Source organism: Streptococcus alactolyticus (genome assembly GCF_012277075.1).
Taxonomy (GTDB): domain Bacteria; phylum Bacillota; class Bacilli; order Lactobacillales; family Streptococcaceae; genus Streptococcus; species Streptococcus alactolyticus.
Window position 1 is genome coordinate 1 of sequence record NZ_JAAXMT010000008.1, and the last position, 15,351, is coordinate 15,351.

A 15,351-nucleotide genomic window follows, 5' to 3' on the forward strand; every position below is an offset into this window, starting at 1 on the left:
CTTTTCTCTCGATTATACTCTTCCTAACATAGGAACTCTTTCCAATTGGCTAGTACAATATAAGAAAAATGGGTATGCTATTGTTGAGAAAACAAGAGGGAGATCTTCTAAAATGGGACCTAAAGCGGAGAAAACTTGGGAAGAAATGACAGAGTTAGAACGACTTAGAGAGGAAAATGAGCATCTACGGACCGAGGTGGCATTTCTAAAAAAGTTGAGAGAAGCTCGCTTGAGGGACGAAGCAAAAATGCGCGAACAACAGCGACAATTAGAGAAATGGTTAGAGGAGGATTTAGATTAGATATCCTTTTAGAGTTTTCAGGTTTAGCTCGTTCAACTTACTATTACCACTTGAAACAGCAAAATAAGCTTGACAAGAACAAAGCTCTTAAAGCTAAAATCAAGACGATTTATGATGAGCATAAAGCTAATTATGGCTATCGTCGTATCACTTTGGAACTAAGAAACCAAGGCTTTTTGGTCAACCACAAAAAAGTGCAACGCTTAATGAAACTCATGAATGTAACGGCACGCATTCGCCGCAAACGTCACTATTCATCTTACAAGGGTGAAGTTGGTAAGAAAGCCGATAATCTCATCCAATGTCAGTTTGAAGCTTCAAAGCCCTATGAAAAATGTTATACAGATGTCACAGAATTTGCTATTCCAGCGATGTTATCATGAATTTCTTAATCAAAAGGGAATTCGTCCATTCATGTCCCGTAAAGGCAATAACCCAGATAATGACATGATGGAATCCTTCTTTGGTATCTTAAAATCAGAAATGTTTTATGGCTTTGAGAAGACATTCAAATCGCTAGATGAACTTAAACAAGCCATTATAGATTACCTAGATTATTACAATAACAAACGTATTCAAGTAAAACTAAAAGGACTCAGCCCTGTACAATACAGGACTAAATCCTTTCAATAATCACTTGTCCAACTTTTTGGGGTCAGATCAGTTCACTGCTTTTTTATCTGAAATTGAGGCGGTGTTGGATGAGGTTAGAGATATTGACGAGGAGGAAGATAGCGACAAAGATAATGGTGATAGTTGCACTAGCGGGTGTTTCCCAATAATATGAGGCCATAATCCCTGTTATCATGCCAATAAAGCCGATGATAATGCTGATGAAGATAACGGATTTGAAGTTTTTCCCTAGGCGCATCGCGATACTTGCTGGGAGAACCATGATGGTTGACACCAAAAGTGCCCCAGCAGCTGGGATGGTCAAGGCGATGGCAATTCCAGTGACAATGTTAAACAAGACTGACATGAGGCGCACAGGTAGGCCATCTACAAAAGCTGTTTCTTCGTCAAAGGTTAAAATGTACATTGGGCGAATGAACAGAACTGTCAAAATGAGGACTAAGATGGCAATGGCAAAGAGTGCGATAACCTGTCCTGAATTGATAGTGATAATCGAACCAAACAAGTACTGTTCCAAATTGACATTTCCATTGTCTGATTTACTTGTGACAATGAGTGCGATAGCCAAACCGAGCGACATCAAAATCGCGGTGGAGATTTCCATATAGTGCTTGTAAACGGTCTGCAGGTATTCTAAAATAACAGCTGCAATGGTGACCACAATGACGGTTGACCAGGTGGTTGAAACTCCTAGTAAAATTCCCAAGGCAACTCCTGCTAAGGATACGTGGCTTAAGGTATCGCTCATTAAGCTTTGGTGTCGTAAGATAAGGAAGATGCCTAAAATAGGGGCGAAAACACTAATTGCAATGACAGCTAGAATGGCTCGCTGCATAAAATCATAAGATAAAATTTCGGCCATTAGACTTGCTCCTTCCCACCGTTATCGTGAACGTTAAAGCAACGCCAGCTGGTTTCTTGGTTGCGTATCAAGTGGATGTTGCGGTCAGCGTATTTTTTGAGTTCTTCGGGGTCGTGGGTAATCATCAAAACAGCCTTTCCGTGTTGGTGGGCACTGTGGTGCATCAGTTCGTAAAAGCGTTCGGTTGTTCCTGCGTCCATACCTGTTGTGGGCTCATCAAAGACGAAAATATCAGGGTCTGAAGCAAACATACGAGCAATGATAATGCGTTGTTTTTGACCACCTGAGAGGCTACCAATGCGTTTGTGGCGGTTTTCCCACATACCAACAGATTCTAAGCTAGTTTTGATGTGTTCGGCGTCGTGCTGGGTTAAACGGCGGAACCAACCGTTTCGTGGGTAACGGCCAGATGATACAAATTCATAGACGGTCGAAGGAAAACCAGCATTAAAACTGGCAATTTGTTGCGGCAAGTAGGCAATGCGTAGTTTTTTTCCGTCCTTGTTTTTCTTTGAAATGGTCACACGACCGCTTTTAGGAGATAAAATGCCCAAAGTTGCTTTAACCAAGGTTGATTTGGCAGCACCATTTTCTCCTGTCAAGGTGACAAATTCGCCGCTGTCTAAGTGGTAATGAATGCCTTCTAAAACAGGTTCACTGTCATATTGAAACGATAAATCTTCTACAGTAATGTATCTCATGCTTCCCTTTCCAATTCGACTAAAAAGATGTCTAAAAAGCGGGTAATCACAGCTTGCTCATTTTCAGAAAATTGCCCGAGCAGTTTTTCATAAACAGCAATAGTGCTGTCATGATGGTGCATATGTTCTTGAGCAATGGGTTTGGCATTATCGGTTAATTCAAAATAAGTGACTCTAGCGTCCTCCTTGTTTTTAACGCTAGCCAATAAGCCTTTTGTGACAAGGTATTTTGTGGCCTTTGTAATAGCCGCCTGGCTGATATTTAAGCGTTTTGCCAATTCTGAATTGGTCAGGCGTTCCTGTGACAATAGCATCAAAATGTGCTCCTGCGTATTGGTAAGGGACACGTTACTTTGGCAAGACCCAAATAACAATTCGTGTTGGTTTTCTGCTTTTAACAAGATTTGATTAACCAAATGGTCAACTTGGTTTGCGATTGGCATTTTTTCACACCCTTTCGTCTGCTGCAATAATAATTAACCAGTTAATTATATCAAAAAAGAAAAAAAGAATCAATGAGTTGACCCTTTACACTACAACATCCGCACCTTGTAAACTTCGTTACAAAATCCACGCATGCTGTTCACGATACGATTGGCTTTCTTTTCTGATTGGCACAAGGCAAATACAGTTGGTCCGCTGCCCGACATCAAGGCGACGTCGGCTCCACAACTGAGCATTCGTTGTTTGATTTTTTGGATAAATGGTTTGCGTTTGATGGTAATGTCCTCGAGGGAATTGCCCATGTTTGCAATCATTTGCTTGTAATTGCCTGTCAAGATGGCTTCTTTTAAAGAAGCAATATCAACTCTTGAGATGGTTTGGCAATCGATTTCAGGAAAAATGGTTCGAGTGGAGATGCCAAAATCAGGTTTGACCAAGACTACCCAAGCTGAAGGGTGGTGGTCGAGGTGTTCAACGATTTCCCCTTTTCCAGACACAAAAGCACACCCCGCCTCTAGACAATACGGCACGTCTGTACCGATTTCAAGTCCGATTGCGACCATTTCTTGTTTGGATAAGTGGAGTTGCCATAATTGGTTGAGGGCACGAATCGTAGCAGCGGCGTCGGTTGACCCGCCTCCCAAACCTGCACAAATCGGGATAGATTTTTGCAATTCAATCTTGACGCCAGAGGAGATGTGGTAGGCTTCACGAATGAGTTTGGCAGCCTTAAACACATCGTTTTTATCGTTGAGTGGCATTTTATGATTGTTCGATTCAACGATAATGGCATTGTCATCTATTTCAGATACTGTGATGTAGTCGTTTAAATCCACGCTGACCATAATCATAGACAAGTCGTGATAGCCGTCAGAGCGACGCCCGACAATGTCCAATCCTAAATTAATCTTCGCGGGAGCTTTTTCAATAATAGCCATATAATAATCCTTTTAACATATTAAAGACTATTATAACAAATAAATGTGAAAGAGTGTATTTTGACCTCACTCAAAAAGGGCAGCCACAAAAAAGAAGACCAAACGGTCTTCTTAGAGTCAGGATAAATTAGTAAGTCAAGACGAAGTATTTTTTCTTATTTGCTATCTAAAATCCTATACTATCAACGTTTGAGGGGTGTTTTTAGGTCTATTGTTTTGAATTTACTCCCCTTTTTGTGGACTTTCACAAATTTTGGAGAGCTTTTTCATAATACAGTACCGCCTCTTTTTCTTTCTCTTTTGATAAGTGACTGTACGTGTCCATGGTCATGGCTAACGTTGCGTGTCCTAGACGGTGCTGCAATTCTTTATAGCTAATACCAGCATTAAGCAACAAACTAGCGTGCGTGTGTCTAAAAGCGTGAAAGGTAAATTGTGGGATACCCGCTTCCTTGCAACGGTGTCTAAGTGACTTGGTTCTAGCGTCACTATTTGGGTATTGTGATACCGTTGTAGAGAATACCAAGGCAGGAGCAGGCGAACCAATCTCCATAAATGCTTGACGTTGTCTGTTCCTGTACTGCTTGAGCATGAGAATAGTTTTGTTATCTATGCTGATAGTTCTGATACCTGCTTTACTTTTAGGGGTGCCAACCTGTTTTACAATTCTGTTATAAGTCTTGGTAATGCTGATAGTTGCACTATTAAAATCAATATCAGACCATTCAAGAGCTACAGCCTCCCCATATCGGCACCCAGTAGCAAGTAACAGATTATACAGTACACTATCATAGTAATAATTATAGGCGGTTGGTGCTAGTCGTTCCATGTAGTCTAGGAATGTTTTCAAGTCTTCCTTATCTATGAATTTGATACGGTTAGCGCCTGCCTTTTGTGGTCTAGGTAGAATAACTTCACGCGCAGGGTTGAACGGTATCAATTGCATACTAACCCCATACTGTAAAATACGCTTGTTTATTGAGGCAGCCACCCCATAATTAACAATCTTGAAAGCTAGCTTGTTTACCCAACTTTGTACGTGTGCTATATGTATCTTGTCTAGCTGCATATCACCAAACACGGGCAAAATATGGTTTTTCAAAAACTGGCGCGTGCTTACGAGTGTTTGGGGTTTAACTGTCATTTGATAATTTTCTAACCACAAGGCAGCGAGTTCCTTATATGTGGTGACCTTTACCCTCTTGAATACGGTTGACCCGTTAGCTTTAAAATCGTTTTGGGCTTGCTGGGCTTTAGCTTTAACTTCTTTTTTCGTTCGCCCTGTTATAGTCGTTTTAACTTTCTTTCCTGTAATGCTATCTACTCCCAAATAAACATTTGAGCGGTACACTTTTGTACCGTTTTTTTTAATAACTTCTTTGATGTTCATGATAAACCTTTCTACAGCAGGCAAGCCATTATTGAAAAGGTTTTAGGTTTATATGAATTGTTGGAAAATGTTGGAATGAAATACTGGAAAATCCTAGTATATGACGTAACAAAACGGTTGACCTATGTAATATCTAGGCAGGTCAGAAATCATAGAAAATCATAGTATAGAAATAGCTCAAAATTGAGCGCTACTGTAAGCCAAAATATAGGCGAATGATGGCGCGTGGGTTAGGTTAACATAGAATATAGCATATCCATATAATAGCTTTCTTTTAGCTGATACTTTTGACAAAATTGTAAAATATTAAAGTCTTGCAATTCAATGTTTTTTAATTCTTCCGCTACAAGATTTTGTAACATGGATTTGTTGGCTTGTAATTCGTATTTTTCACGCAATCGGTCATAATTGGCGGGGTTATGGTCTTTATGCCCTAACTCGTGGTAGATGACCTTTTTAATGGTTATTGGGTCTGCCATAGCGTTAACAAATATTATTTTTTTAACATGGTCTATCACCCCAGCACGTCCCCAAAATTCAGGCGAAAAAAATAGAACTTTATACCCGTATTGGCTAGCTAGTTTTTCCAATTCTTCCATTTAGTTACCGCCTTGTTTTCCTAGATATACTTCTATAATGGTTTGGATTGCTTCCAAGTCATCTTCTGTTAGCGGTTTACCGTCAAACGTCATGAACCTGTTTTTTAAATCCTCTACTGGTATTGGTTCGGTGTCGTTTTTAAGTGCGGAACTATTGGCAGAAAAACGAGGGTCAAGGTCTGATTTTTTGACGTTGAGATAATCGGCTATTTTTTGGATATTGCCAAACGTTGGCATTGAATAACCTTTAACATATCCTGTTATAGTGCTTTTGGGGATACCTAGATTGTTATGTAAATCTATTTGTCTAACACCTTTGTTTTTCATAATTCTGTTGAGATTTTGGGAGAATATCTCCCTATTTTTTATATCTTGGGGGCTATTTTTTGACATGATTATTTATACCTCCTGAAATTATTTCACAGGAACATTATAGCACTAAGTACTAAAAAAATGAAACTTTTTTACAAAAATACTTGACTCAGTACGGATAAAATAGTACTATTGATTTGTTATTTTTTTGAAAGGAGACGTAAAGTAATGCAACAATGGACGTTAAAAGCTTGCAGAATCAACGCAGGCTATACATTGAGAGAGGTGGCTAAAAAAGTTAACAAGAATTTTCAAACCATTTCAAAGTACGAAAAAAACAGTACGAATATACCTTTTGAACTTTTAAGAGATTTAGCTACTCTTTACAATGTAAAATTAGATGATATTTTTTTAGGCGATAGTACGAAAAAAACAGAACTCAGAAACTAAACGAAGCAAAAAGGTGCAATCTTTACATAATCCAATGGTGATATTAGTACCACCGAAAGATTAGGCGCGTGAGAGTATAAAAAAAAGGGACTTGATTAACCACAACCCAAGTCCCAGAAAATGAAACACAATAACCATTTCAAATAAATAGACAGGCAAGCCATTATTGAAAAGGTTTTATATTTATATTATAGCAGACTTTAAACATTTTTCCCAGACAGAGAGCGAGAACTCTTAAAACTACAAAAAAATTGGTATGTATAGTAAACAGCATTAAAGGGCAACAAGAAAAAACCAAAGAAGAAAGGAAATAACATGGCTATTTTTTCAATTGACGAGGAAGAATACACCGAAGAACAGTTAGCAACATTCAGAAAGCGACAAGAGAGCAAAGCAAAGGCAAAATCGTTTTTCACGGCACAATATGACGAATATACAGCCGATGTGATTGTTGCTAACGTGATAATTGGTTATATGAATTTAGGCAAAGGGAGCGCCGATACTTTTGAGCAAGCATGGAACGCTCTAGGTTATGAAATTACAAATGACATTGTTTGGCGAGCCGTTAACAGGTTACCTGCAAAAAGCAAGAAAGAAGAGGTTGAGGCATGATATACCAAGAGCCTATTTTCCCTATATGGGCGGACATTCTTATTATAATTATTGTCCCGATTGTTATTTTTCTACTGTTAACGTATGAGCCACCAACAAAAGAGGAAAAAAAGCAGACACAGGAAATTAAGGCAGATAGCCATATCCAAGAGCGCTACGGGGCTTATATTCAATCACAGGGACGATATTACAACTAAGGAGGCATAACATGAAAAAAGATGAACTTGAAAAACTTGGCTTTGCACTAAGTGACTTACTTCCAAGATTGGAAATGATACAACACGCCAGCGAGGCAGTGACAGTTTTAAACAATAAAGCAGATATCACCACCACGGCATACATGGCTACAAAGGTGCTTTCAAATATCTACACACAAATGCAAAAATTGAGTGCTGAAATTGATGACATAGCTTTTAAACTAATCAACTTTGAGGAGGAGGCAGACAATGACAGACAAAGAGTTGAATAAAATAGCTGACCTTATCAAGGCACGCGCAACGGTTGACGAATTAGAAGAATTTAAACACTTGGAACGGCGAGAAGATAGGAAAGCATGGGTTGAAAATCAGATTGCCAAGCTAGATAAAGGAGAATTGTTGCCATGACAGACAATGTTATCAACTTTCAAGACATTCAAAAGAATTTAGAGAAAACACGTTACAACCTATCAAACCTTACTTTTGAGGAAGCTACAGCATTAACCACGGAACAACTAGCAAAAAATCTTATTATTATTTCTAATACACTAGAAAACACAATAGACGTTATTAGAATGTTAAAAGACAACAGCGACACAATTCAGGAGCAACTTATTAAGCTAGGCGACAAGGTGGAAACATTAGAGAATAGGGAGGTGCTTTTATGAGCTTATCAAAGAACGAAAAACAATTATTAAGGCGGTTGGGACTTGGTAAAGAAAACGCAAAGACCACAAGAGAGATAATCAGAGGGTTACCAATAACCGAAAGGGGAGCGCGTGACATTCTAAGGCGGTTAGCCATTAAATACAGCATACCCATAACAGGGTTACGAAATCGAGGGATTAACGGGGTATTTATTGCAACAACACAGGCGGAGTTATTAGAGGGGGTTACCTCTCTTATAAATCAAATAAGCGAGGAGCAAAAACGAGTGACAGCCCTAGCCAATTCAAAACCTGAAAAAGCTAGGGAGCTTATAAAAGAACTTTTGGAATAAGGGGATAAAGTATGTTTGGATTAAGTAAAGAAAGCGAAGAAAGCCTAAAAATGGAAGTGCTTAAACTGGTATCTAGTTTTCTAAAGTCCTATACCAAGCCGAAACCTAAAACATTGGGGCTAATCGCACAAGATGAACTACTAGCAGACTTGTCTGTTAGCTTTAACACGTTGCAACGTTGGGAACAGGCAGGATTAAAGCGATACATTCCCCCAATCGAAGGCACGCGCACCGTATTCTACAAAATTGATGACGTTTTATTGTTTTTAGGAGTAGAAAAATGATTGATGATATCATACCCGAACTAAACGACCTACAGACGTTGACGGAAGTCGCATTGGTTGATGGTAATTTGAACACTAGCCAAGCAGTCTTACGAGTGATAAGCCAAAAACTACCGCAGATCATCGGAATGTTAGAGGAGTTGGATAATGGGCAGATATAACACACACCCCGCACAAGGTAGCGGACATTATCACAATGAGAAGCGTTACAAAGACCGCCGTCCTACATTGGAACAACAAAAAGAGAGAAAGAGACTGAAAAAGTTGAAAAAGAAACGGAGAAAGGGGCGTTAGTATGTATCAATTCATTAACTTACAAATTAATAAGCAGGTCTTACCTTTATTTAATTTTCTAAAGGACAACCAAACGCGAACCCTTGCCAAAGGTAAGCACGTCATGATGACCTACTACCAACCACCAGACTTTTATCTAGTGCCATTTAGCTATAAAGGTATCACGGTAACTGTAACCGCCACAGACGACCTAGAAAGCTATTTAGAGGACGGTTGGCAAGTTGCTAGAGACTACCAAACAGCAAGCGTGGGAAACAAGTTGGCGGACGTGTTAGGCGAGTTAGAACATGAATACCTAAGTAGGCAGAGAGCAGGAAGCCCATTGCCTATCATGGGACTTGTGTTTGATTGGATAGCTTACGGATTATCTAGCAAAGAAGAAATCATAGCCTTTGTTAAGTTATTTTATCTAAACGGCTATTCATACGAGCAAATAACACAGTTGTATGCTAGCTTAACCAAAAGCAATAACCTTAATATCTGCTTTCTAAACACCATTAATACGATTTTCAAGGAGGAACTGAATGAGCGACTTTTTAAATCAGCTTGACGAAAAAGTGCCAGACCATAAAACCAATGTTACGAGTATCAACAGTAGACGACTAAAACGAGATGAGAACGGGAAAATCATCAAAAACCGAAACAACCTCTTATTATTGTTCCGTGGGGAGGATATTAAGTTAAATAAGCTGTTTAAATACAATGAAGCGACAAAAAATGTAGAGGTTACCCGAAATCAACAGTTATCCGACTATATCACTATCAAACATGGGCTGTTGTCTGATGATACTATTAGGCAGTTGTGGGCTTATTTGTCCGAATGCTGGGGCTTGGAGTATAAAGAAAATGACATAGCCAACGTTGTAAAAATCATTGCTTTAAACAAGAGCTATAACCCTATCAAGATATTTTTAGAGAAAGCCAAAGCAACCGCCGAACCAGTAGACCCGTTTGAGGTTATTCAAAAGTATATCAATATCGAAGATAACCAATATAACCGAATTGTTTTTGATTTAATGTTCCGTGGAGCGATTGCAAGGGTTTATCATGCAGGGATACAGTTTGACTATTGTCTTGACTTGGTTGGTAAGCAGGGAACAGGTAAAACAACATTCTTACGTGAGATTTTTAAAGGTTTTTACGGTGAAATTAGTTCTTACACCGAAAAGGACGACCTTTTGAAAATGGTTGAATTATGGGCGGTAAATGATGATGAGTTAGTCGCCACTAATAAAATCAAACCGAACGAATTAAAGCAGATTATAACCATGAGAGAAATCAGAATCAGACGACCATACGGAAAATCAACAGAGATTATACCCGTTGATTTTGTTTTCACACGGACAACAAACGATACAGGGCATTTAAGGGACTTTACAGGCGATAGGCGCTTTTTAGGTGTTGAGGTATTACCAAAGACGGACAAGCAAGTTAACCAGATAAGCCCACAGGACTTATTGAATATCTGGGGCAACTACTATAAAGCCTATGAGATTAACAGCAAACTTTATTATGATGATACTAGCGAAGAGGGCAAACTAATAGCTAGAGAACGTGCGAAATACAAATATCAAGATGATATTATTGAAAAATTGGAGTGGTATTTGTCTATCAAAATCCCAGAAGATTTTTTTGACGTTACCACCATAAAATACTATCGCAAACAGTATTATACTGATTTAGAAGAAACAGGCACAGCCTACAAGACCAATGACGACCGACAGGCGGGGACTGAATGGGTGGGAACGGTAGCGCGTGACCGTTTGAACATCAATGATGTTATCTATGAGATATTTGAAGATGAGCGCGAGCCAGCTTCCAAAATCAAGAAGAAAATCAAAATTTATATGAACAGCCTTGACGGTTGGGAATATCAGAGGGCTGTGTATTTTGGTAAGCGCAGAACAAGCGGATTTATCAAAAAGCATTAAATTTTTACTCCATAAAAGACTATTTTCACTCCAAAAAATACCTCTTTTACTCCATGAAAACGATATTTTAAAAAAACCACTCCATACCTTAACCCCTTATATATCAAGGAGTTAGGCATATTTATAGAGTAAATATAAATAAAATTCTATATAAAAATAAAATATTTTAGTATATAGCAATATACCATATACATATATATAATATAGCGGACGGAAATTTTTGCTCTTTTACGCCACAAATACGGTCAAATCCTTATGTATCAAGGGTTTAGGTGGTGGAGTAAAAATTTTCAATGGTGTAAATTGGGGGGTATTTTGGAGTAAAAATCAAGAAAGGAAATCCAAAAATGACAAAAATTAATTATCAATCACTACCAGACAACCAAACCTACCGCCTAGAATTGCCAAACGGTCAACAAGGCTATGATTATATTAACAGAATTGTTTTTGCCGTAAGCGCCAAAAATGGTGATGACGATTTTACCTATCAAGAATTGGTAAGACGTGGATATAAATGGGTGTTTGATTGTGGTTTTGCAATCCCAACAGATACTAAGAAAGGAAAGTAAGCAAATGGAAAAACAAGATATGAAAACGACTTATAACAATAGCATGGTTTTTGTGTACATGCTAGTTGATACAGTTCTGACAATCAAGGAAAGATACCAACTTGATGAACAAACAGCCATAGAAATTTGTAAGCTATCGGCGACACTTTACGAAAGCTACAAAGATGTTGAGCGCTTAGACCGTCAGAGTGAGAATGCTAAAAGGATCCAAGACGGCTTAGAAAGCGTTGGGAGTGCTATTTGGCGAATTAGCAACACGTTATAAAACAGAAAGGACAAAAACAGATGAAAATTAAACTATTCAAACATGGGGTACTTCCCGACGGGCATTACAATGGCATACCAAGGACTAGGCTAGAAACTAATGAAGAATTAGAAAACAGAATTAACGAGTACATGGCTGATAAGAAAGTGAGCAATGTACAAGCTTACGGCGATAATATCATGGTTATTTATGAGGAGGTAAACTAATATGACTAACACAAACAAAACAACAGCACCAATGACCCTAACAGAACTCAAAACATGGGTAGAAGAAACTTGCGAGCTATCTGAACTACTACAGACAAAAGACTATAAGAGCTACCTCCCTGAAGAGAAACAAGAAGAATATGAAGCGATTGCTTTTAGTGTTTTCAATTGTTTAGAAAGCTTCTTGATGATGTTAGAAGATAAAGAACTACATTATCAACCAAAGTCAATTGAGGAAGAAGAGGAAGAAAACGAGATGGCACAAGATAACGAACTGATGAAAGAAGTAGAAGACAGCGACAACGAAGCGCGTGAGATTGCTTGCGATGGTACTGTTGACAAGTATGTTAACGAACGAAAAGAACAACTAAAGGAACAAGCAACGTTTGAAGAATTGGTTGATAAGGTTGCATTGTATGAGAGTGAGTTGTTAGATTATGCTGAGCGTTTGCTAAGTGATGAACCTTTGATTGCAGATAGTGAAACAGCAATGGGAACGCTTGAGATGTTGGATAATGAAGCGATTGATTTATTTAAGTCTTTAGATATTGCTAACGAGTATCAAGGGTTAGAATACTATGATACAAGTTTAAACAAAGAAGACTAATTCAAAAACTGTTATCATAGTATCAAGCGTTAACACAGACAAGAAGCTTACTGATTATCAGTAGGCTTTTTCTGTTTGTTTGGATACAGTAGAAAACAGTAGGAATACAGTAAGCACGCGCTTCCCTTGTTTATTATTCGGAAATACCCCATTGATTTTAAACGGGGCTTGCTATTGTTCGGATATAACAACGCTGCCCTATTTTGTGTGCGGTTTTCCCTTTTTGATTTTTCTAGCACGCCCGAGAACCCTCCTAAAATCCCCACAGCGCTGTTTTAATTGTTGGGGGTATAATTATATTGCCTTGCTGTTTTAATTGACCCCCGCCCCCTGTTTTGTGCCAAGGAGAGCCGCTGCAAGGTGTTCGCTTGTATCACGCGCCATTTTTTTAGATTTTTAGGGGGTGTCATATAACCTTGAAAGGTCTTATTTTGATTGTATTTTATTTACCAGTTAACTATCTATCTATTCAGCTTTTAGACGACACAAAAAAAGCCCATAGGACGAACCTACAGACCCGAAAAAACCACGCTCACGCAAAAGCCCTCGTAAAATATGAAATCCGTTACTAATATTATACCATTTTCTATATTTATTTTGGCTTGCGCCGTAATTATTATATCACGGTTATGACAGCGCTACAATAAGAAGACAGATATAAAAATAGCATGGGATAAAAATAAAATTATTAAACGTTTTATATTTTGAATAGTTGCGTGAGTATATAACTGTCTTTTATGGTGTTAGATTTGTTGGAAAATGTGAGTATAAAAGCTTAAATACACGGTAAAAACTTAACAAAACTTAACAACTAGAATAGTTGGGTGAGTATAAAAGCCTACTAATGTAGTGAAATGTAGTAACAAGCGTATTTTTTAGTACGGTTGTAAAACCTTGAAAAACCTACCTTTTCTATTTTGCTAACCTTTGCTAACATTGGCTTTATATGGCTATATACAACTGTAAGCGCGTGAACAATGGCATGGACAAACACAGACAAGAAACTAAAGACGAGACAAAACAGATTGAGCGAGTACATGACTAAAAAAAGAAGCGATGTACACGCTTATGGTAATAATATTATGGCTATTTATGATGGGGTGAACTGTTAGGGCTTTTCTTTGGAACAATTCACGCGCCTATATAACGACCTATGAGCAAAAAGAAAAGCTACCCCAATAGTGGGGTAACCAATAGAAAGTGTTAGCCATGAACGAACTTTTAAAAGTATAAAGGAAGTTTATCAAGAACAATTATATTATACCACGGACAAACTAAAAAAAGCACCTTTTGGGTGCTAGTTTCTTGCCTGCTGAACTCGTAAAAATTTACTCCCCTTTTTGTGGACTTTTGATAGAAATAAGTAAAAATGTAAGGAGATAGGTTTTTCCATAAATCCTATAATATCAACGTTTCAAGAGTTCTATGTTAGCGTATGGTTATCTAAAGTCCAGTACGAAGTATTTTTTCTTACCACGACGGATAACAGTTAATTCATCGTCGATTTTATCGGTTTCTGAAAGCGTGTAGTTCAAATCTTGGATGCGTTCACCATTGAGGTAAATGGCTCCGTTTTGAACGTCTTCGCGTGCTTGGCGTTTTGAAGGTGAAATCTTTGCTGCCACTAAAATCTCAACAATATTAAGATTGTCGTCAGCTTGAACAGCGTAGTTTGGCACGTTGTTAAGCCCTTGTTTCAATTCTTTTGCTGAAAGGTTTTTGATGTTTCCTACAAATAGTTGTTCTGTGATATTCAAGGCTTCTTTGTAAGCTTCTTCGCCGTGAACCAAGGTTACCATTTCGCGCGCCAAGATTTTTTGGGCCAAACGTTCGTGACGAGCAGCGTTAAATTCTTTTTCAATGTCCGCAATTTCTTCCAATGAAAGGAAAGTGAAAATTTTCAAGAAACGAACAGCATCATCGTCCATGACGTTGAGCCAGAATTGGTACATTTCGTATGGTGATGTTTTGTCAGCATCAAGCCAAACGGCGTTACCTTCTGATTTTCCGAATTTTTTACCAGTTGAGTCGGTGATAAGTGGAACAGTCATCACATGACCAGTTTTATCAGCTTTACGACGCAATAATTCTGTACCAGCTGTCATATTACCCCATTGGTCTGACCCACCGATTTGGAGTGTTACGTTGTATTTGTCGTTTAATTCGTAGAAATCGTAGCCTTGCATGATTTGGTAAGCAAATTCTGTGTAAGAAATCCCTGTTTCAATACGTTTTTTTACAGATTCTTTGCTCATCATGGCGTTGACTGTAAAGTATTTTCCGACATCACGCAAGAAGTCGATGAAGCTGATTTGCCCAAACCAATCGTAGTTGTTGACCATGACTGCTTTGTTGTCACCATTGTCAAAATCAAGGAAGCGAGATAATTGATTTTGAATTTTAACCACCCAACTGTCAACGGTTTCTTTGGTTTGGAGGCTACGTTCAACGTCTTTAAATGATGGGTCACCAATCAAGCCAGTTGCCCCACCAACAAGAGCGTAAGGTTTGTGCCCTGCTAATTGAAGACGGCGTGACGTGAGGATAGCCACCAAGTGTCCAAGGTGCAAGCTGTCAGCAGTTGGGTCATAACCAGTATAATAGGATACTTGCCCTTCTGTTAATGCTTTGACAAGGGCTTCTTCATCAGTTGTTTGAAAAACTAAGCCACGTTCTTTTAATTCTTCGAATATATTCATGAGCGTTCTCCTTCGTTGAAAATAGTATAGTTTACAGGCTATTATATCAAAATATTA

At 38.4% G+C, this 15,351-nt stretch carries 21 protein-coding genes and 2 pseudogenes; 15 read left to right on the top strand and 8 right to left on the bottom strand.

Annotation, left to right across the window (positions count from 1 at the left end; translation table 11 throughout):
• Positions 1 to 934, top strand: a pseudogene (locus HFK82_RS05150) (IS3 family transposase); the annotation flags it as partial.
• Between the two features lie 43 nt (positions 935 to 977).
• Here the strand turns inward: HFK82_RS05150 and HFK82_RS05155 are convergent.
• The 7 genes and pseudogenes from HFK82_RS05155 to HFK82_RS09200 all read right to left on the bottom strand — a co-directional run.
• The gene (locus HFK82_RS05155) at positions 978 to 1,796 is read right to left on the bottom strand and encodes a metal ABC transporter permease (protein WP_154454156.1); all 819 of its coding nucleotides are present in this window, start codon (positions 1,794 to 1,796) and stop codon (positions 978 to 980) included.
• Complete coding sequence (locus HFK82_RS05160) at positions 1,796 to 2,497, bottom strand: metal ABC transporter ATP-binding protein (protein WP_168261047.1); 702 nt, start codon at positions 2,495 to 2,497, stop codon at positions 1,796 to 1,798. Before HFK82_RS05160 ends, HFK82_RS05155 begins: the two co-directional genes overlap by 1 nt.
• Complete coding sequence (locus HFK82_RS05165) at positions 2,494 to 2,940, bottom strand: zinc-dependent MarR family transcriptional regulator (protein ID WP_168261048.1); 447 nt, start codon at positions 2,938 to 2,940, stop codon at positions 2,494 to 2,496. Before HFK82_RS05165 ends, HFK82_RS05160 begins: the two co-directional genes overlap by 4 nt.
• 90 nt (positions 2,941 to 3,030) lie before the next feature.
• The gene (gene ispE, locus HFK82_RS05170; protein WP_154454153.1) at positions 3,031 to 3,879 is read right to left on the bottom strand and encodes a 4-(cytidine 5'-diphospho)-2-C-methyl-D-erythritol kinase; all 849 of its coding nucleotides are present in this window, start codon (positions 3,877 to 3,879) and stop codon (positions 3,031 to 3,033) included.
• A 244-nt stretch (positions 3,880 to 4,123) separates the two neighbouring features.
• Positions 4,124 to 5,269 carry a tyrosine-type recombinase/integrase gene (locus HFK82_RS05175; protein ID WP_168261049.1) on the bottom strand — a complete coding sequence of 382 codons (1,146 nt, stop codon included), beginning with the start codon at positions 5,267 to 5,269 and terminating at the stop codon, positions 4,124 to 4,126.
• A 230-nt stretch (positions 5,270 to 5,499) separates the two neighbouring features.
• Entirely contained in the window at positions 5,500 to 5,868 is a 369-nt protein-coding gene (locus HFK82_RS05180; RefSeq protein WP_168261050.1) for an ImmA/IrrE family metallo-endopeptidase, read from the bottom strand.
• Between the two features lie 159 nt (positions 5,869 to 6,027).
• Positions 6,028 to 6,261 (bottom strand): annotated as a pseudogene (locus HFK82_RS09200) (helix-turn-helix domain-containing protein); the annotation flags it as partial.
• Positions 6,262 to 6,408: 147 nt separating this feature from the next.
• Here HFK82_RS09200 and HFK82_RS05190 point away from each other — a divergent pair.
• The 14 genes from HFK82_RS05190 (at position 6,409) to HFK82_RS05250 (ending at position 12,595) form a co-directional block, all read left to right on the top strand.
• Positions 6,409 to 6,630 (top strand): helix-turn-helix domain-containing protein, encoded by a 222-nt coding sequence (locus HFK82_RS05190; RefSeq protein ID WP_012962608.1) that lies wholly within the window; start codon positions 6,409 to 6,411, stop codon positions 6,628 to 6,630.
• A 315-nt stretch (positions 6,631 to 6,945) separates the two neighbouring features.
• Positions 6,946 to 7,242: a hypothetical protein gene (locus tag HFK82_RS05195; protein ID WP_168261052.1), complete on the top strand. Its 297-nt coding sequence runs from the start codon at positions 6,946 to 6,948 to the stop codon at positions 7,240 to 7,242.
• A 208-nt stretch (positions 7,243 to 7,450) separates the two neighbouring features.
• Positions 7,451 to 7,711: a hypothetical protein gene (locus HFK82_RS05200; RefSeq protein WP_168261053.1), complete on the top strand. Its 261-nt coding sequence runs from the start codon at positions 7,451 to 7,453 to the stop codon at positions 7,709 to 7,711.
• Entirely contained in the window at positions 7,689 to 7,847 is a 159-nt protein-coding gene (locus HFK82_RS05205; RefSeq protein WP_168261054.1) for a hypothetical protein, read from the top strand. The genes HFK82_RS05200 and HFK82_RS05205 overlap by 23 nt, the downstream gene beginning before the upstream one ends.
• Positions 7,844 to 8,107, top strand: coding sequence for a hypothetical protein (locus tag HFK82_RS05210; RefSeq protein ID WP_168261055.1), 264 nt, complete (start codon positions 7,844 to 7,846; stop codon positions 8,105 to 8,107). Before HFK82_RS05205 ends, HFK82_RS05210 begins: the two co-directional genes overlap by 4 nt.
• Positions 8,104 to 8,439: a hypothetical protein gene (locus HFK82_RS05215; protein WP_168261056.1), complete on the top strand. Its 336-nt coding sequence runs from the start codon at positions 8,104 to 8,106 to the stop codon at positions 8,437 to 8,439. Before HFK82_RS05210 ends, HFK82_RS05215 begins: the two co-directional genes overlap by 4 nt.
• A gap of 11 nt (positions 8,440 to 8,450) precedes the next feature.
• Positions 8,451 to 8,723, top strand: coding sequence for a hypothetical protein (locus HFK82_RS05220; RefSeq protein WP_168261057.1), 273 nt, complete (start codon positions 8,451 to 8,453; stop codon positions 8,721 to 8,723).
• A 38-nt stretch (positions 8,724 to 8,761) separates the two neighbouring features.
• Entirely contained in the window at positions 8,762 to 8,884 is a 123-nt protein-coding gene (locus HFK82_RS05225; RefSeq protein WP_240928924.1) for a flagellar biosynthesis protein FlgC, read from the top strand.
• 134 nt (positions 8,885 to 9,018) lie between these two features.
• Positions 9,019 to 9,567 carry a hypothetical protein gene (locus HFK82_RS05230; RefSeq protein WP_168261059.1) on the top strand — a complete coding sequence of 183 codons (549 nt, stop codon included), beginning with the start codon at positions 9,019 to 9,021 and terminating at the stop codon, positions 9,565 to 9,567.
• Positions 9,542 to 10,948, top strand: coding sequence for a VapE domain-containing protein (locus HFK82_RS05235; RefSeq protein ID WP_168261060.1), 1,407 nt, complete (start codon positions 9,542 to 9,544; stop codon positions 10,946 to 10,948). Before HFK82_RS05230 ends, HFK82_RS05235 begins: the two co-directional genes overlap by 26 nt.
• Positions 10,949 to 11,295: 347 nt before the next feature.
• Positions 11,296 to 11,517, top strand: a complete 222-nt coding sequence (locus HFK82_RS05240; protein WP_168261061.1) for a hypothetical protein — start codon at positions 11,296 to 11,298, stop codon at positions 11,515 to 11,517.
• A 4-nt stretch (positions 11,518 to 11,521) separates the two neighbouring features.
• Positions 11,522 to 11,782: a hypothetical protein gene (locus HFK82_RS05245; RefSeq protein ID WP_168261062.1), complete on the top strand. Its 261-nt coding sequence runs from the start codon at positions 11,522 to 11,524 to the stop codon at positions 11,780 to 11,782.
• A gap of 20 nt (positions 11,783 to 11,802) precedes the next feature.
• A complete protein-coding gene (locus HFK82_RS08985; RefSeq protein WP_240928842.1) occupies positions 11,803 to 11,988 on the top strand; it encodes a hypothetical protein in 186 nt (61 codons plus the stop codon).
• Position 11,989: 1 nt separating this feature from the next.
• Positions 11,990 to 12,595, top strand: a complete 606-nt coding sequence (locus tag HFK82_RS05250; protein WP_240928843.1) for a hypothetical protein — start codon at positions 11,990 to 11,992, stop codon at positions 12,593 to 12,595.
• Positions 12,596 to 14,034: 1,439 nt separating this feature from the next.
• On the opposite strand, the gene tyrS is transcribed toward HFK82_RS05250, so the two are convergent.
• Complete coding sequence (gene tyrS / locus HFK82_RS05255; protein WP_168261063.1) at positions 14,035 to 15,294, bottom strand: tyrosine--tRNA ligase; 1,260 nt, start codon at positions 15,292 to 15,294, stop codon at positions 14,035 to 14,037.
• Between the last annotated feature and the right edge of the window lie 57 nt (positions 15,295 to 15,351).